Annotated in this window: 1 protein-coding gene; it reads right to left on the bottom strand. The window is 44.7% G+C overall.

The genetic code is table 11. The annotated features are described in order from the left end of the window. Positions 1 to 93 precede the first annotated feature (93 nt). Positions 94 to 1,332, bottom strand: a complete 1,239-nt coding sequence (locus ACFFIP_RS18940) for an IS256 family transposase (protein ID WP_076503166.1) — start codon at positions 1,330 to 1,332, stop codon at positions 94 to 96. Positions 1,333 to 1,372 lie beyond the last annotated feature (40 nt).

The following is a 1,372-nucleotide window of genomic DNA, read 5'->3' as shown; positions in this document are numbered from 1 at the left end:
GGGATAGTTCATTAAACTGTGTCTAAGGTTTAATCTTTCTTTCAGCCTACTGTCTTAGTTGCCTTAAGGCAACTAAGACAGTAGGCTGAAAATTCAGTTTTTTTGTGGCACCCTATCCGGGTACAGCTCCATGATTTCACGCTGGATGGAAGTCCATCCCCTTGCATTTTTCTTCCATGACTTTTCGTTCCGACTGATCGATAAATAGAGCTGCTTTAACAGTGCTGTTTCCGATGCCCATGCAGCTTTGCTTTTTATCAGTTTTCGCATGATCCGATGTAGGGCCTCTACTGGATTGGTTGTATAGATCATCTTCCGCATTCCAACAGGAAAATCCAGGAATGCCATCAGCTCAGTCCAGTTGTCACGCCATTGCCGTACTATATACTTATATTTCTTGCCCCATGTGGCTTCAAAGGCTGACAATGCTGTTTTCGCACCTTCTTCAGTGGTGGAGGTGTATACCTGACGTAAGTCCTTTATTACAGCCTTCTTATCAGCTTCATCCACATATTTCAGCGAATTCCTCATTTGGTGAACAATGCACTTTTGGACAACTGAAGCAGGGAACACTTCCTGAATCTGTTCGGAAAATCCCTGTAGATCATCCGTGCAGACCACCAAAATATCGGCTACTCCTCTTGATTTAAGATCTTCCATTACCAGGCCCCATTTTTTAGCTCCTTCTCCGCCCGAGTTGATGTAAAGACCTAATACGTCCCTTTTCCCTTCCCAGTCCACCGAATATACCGTATAGAAGGCACTACTGATGTATTTGCCCTCCTGGCGTACTTTGAAGTGTATGGCATCCAGGTACACGATGGGATAAAAGCTTTGAAGGCTTCTTGTACGCCATTCCTGAATCTCAGGGAGCACCTTATCGGTAATCTGGGAGATACGACCTGCTGAGATACTCACCCCGTAAATCTCCTCCAGCAGACGCCTTACGTCTTCCACTGAATTACCCTGCGCATACAGGGCCAGTATCTGATCATCAAGGCCGCTGCTCAGTTCACGTTCACGTTTGCCTACCAGTTCGGGCTCAAAGTCTCCATTACGGTCTCTGGGAGTAGAAATATCCAGAAAACCAGCATCGCTCACCACTCGCTTGGGAGTCCTGCCGTTACGCTTATTTACATGGCCAGAGGCCCGCTCTTCTGATAGAAAACTCTCAATCTCTCCCTCAAGCATGGTATTCACCATTTGTTGTAAAATCTCACTAAATGGACTCTCTTTGCCCAGTAATCCTTTCTTACTGTAAAGACGTTCTTTCAAACGTTCACTCATCTTAGGATCATTTAATAAGTCATCAATTGTCTTTTTCTTGTTCATATTGTGTAAAGTTAGCAGACACACTTAAATGAACAGTCTC

This window comes from Fontibacter flavus (assembly GCF_042432905.1).
GTDB lineage: Bacteria > Bacteroidota > Bacteroidia > Cytophagales > Cyclobacteriaceae > Fontibacter > Fontibacter flavus.
Note: the sequence above shows the minus strand (reverse complement) of the source record. Positions and strands in the feature narration are given on the sequence as shown.

Bases quoted from the DNA above. Each gene is read 5' to 3' on its own strand.
- ACFFIP_RS18940 (WP_076503166.1), bottom strand. From the start codon at position 1,332: ATGAACAAGAAAAAGACAATTGATGACTTATTAAATGATCCTAAGATG.